This window comes from Variovorax ginsengisoli, assembly GCF_030811835.1.
In the GTDB taxonomy this organism is placed as follows: domain Bacteria; phylum Pseudomonadota; class Gammaproteobacteria; order Burkholderiales; family Burkholderiaceae_C; genus Variovorax; species Variovorax ginsengisoli_C.
This window is the reverse complement of sequence record NZ_JAUSRO010000037.1, coordinates 1-1275: the sequence shown is the minus strand read 5'-3', so window position 1 is coordinate 1275 and position 1275 is coordinate 1. Positions and strand designations below refer to the sequence as shown.

Below are 1275 nucleotides of genomic sequence, written 5' to 3'. Positions count from 1 at the left end.
TACCCCGCGCCCAGTTGCAGGCTGCCCGTGGGCTTTTCCTTGACCTCCACCGTCAGGTCGACCTGGTCGGGCGAGCCCGCCACTTCCTGCGTCTCCACGTTGATGTCCGTGAAGTAGCCCAGGCGGTCCACCCGGTCGCGCGACAGCTTGATCTTGTCGCTGTCGTACCAGCTCGCCTCGTACTGGCGGAACTCCCGGCGTATCACTTCGTCGCGCGTGCGGTTGTTGCCCGCAATGCTCACGCGCCGCACGTACACCCGGCGCGACGGCTCGGCCTGCAGCGTCAGCGCCACCCGGTTGTTCGTCCGGTCGATCTCCGGCACCGCCTGCACCCGCGCGAACGCGTAGCCGAAGTTGCCGAAATAGTCGGTGAACGCCTTGGTCGTGTCCGTCACCTGCTCGCCGTTGTACGGCTCGCCCGGGCGGATGGTCACCAGCGACTTGAACTCCTCCTCGCGCCCGAGGTAGTTGCCGTCCAGCTTGACGCCTGCCACCACGAACTTCTCGCCTTCGGTGATGTTCACCGTCACGCTCAGGTCCTGGCGGTCCGGCGAAATTGCCACCTGCGTGGAGTCGATGCGGAATTCCAGGTAGCCACGCGTGAGGTAGTACGAGCGCAGCGTTTCCAGGTCGGCGTTGAGCTTGGCGCGCGAGTACTGGTTGGACTTGGTGTACCAGCTCATCCAGCCGCCCGCGTCCTGGTCGAACAGGTTGAGCAGCGTGGATTCGCTGAAGTCCTTGTTGCCCACGACCTTGATGTCACGGATGCGTGCGGGTTCGCCTTCGGTCACGGTGAAGGTCAGGTTCACGCGGTTGCGCTCGATGGGCGTGACAGTGGTCACGACCTGGGCGTTGTACAGGCTGCGGCTGACGTACTGGCGCTTGAGCTCCTGCTCGGCGCGGTCGGCCAGCGCCTTGTCGAAGGGCCGGCCGTCGGCCAGCCCGACTTCGCGCAGTGCCTTCTGCAGCGCGGCCTTGTCGAATTCCTTGGTACCCACGAAGTCCACGTCGGCCACGGTCGGGCGTTCTTCGACGATGACCACCAGCACGTTGCCGCTCACGTCGATGCGAACGTCCTTGAACAGACCCAGGTCGAACAGCGCGCGGATGGCCGCAGCGCCGCGCTCGTCGCTGTAGGTGTCGCCCACGCGCACGGGCAGCGAGGCGAAAATGGTCCCTGCCTCCACGCGTTGCAGGCCTTCGACCCGGATGTCGCGCACGGTGAAGGGCTCCACGGCCCAGGCGGCCGTCGCGGCCAGGGCACTGGCGACCACC

Annotated in this window: 1 protein-coding gene; it reads right to left on the bottom strand. The window is 66.3% G+C overall.

Going from position 1 to position 1275, the window contains the following annotated elements; all coding sequences use genetic code 11:
• Positions 1–1274 (bottom strand): outer membrane protein assembly factor BamA (gene bamA, locus J2W36_RS26500; protein ID WP_307692778.1); only part of this gene is annotated, 1274 nt, incomplete at its 3' end.
• Position 1275 lies beyond the last annotated feature (1 nt).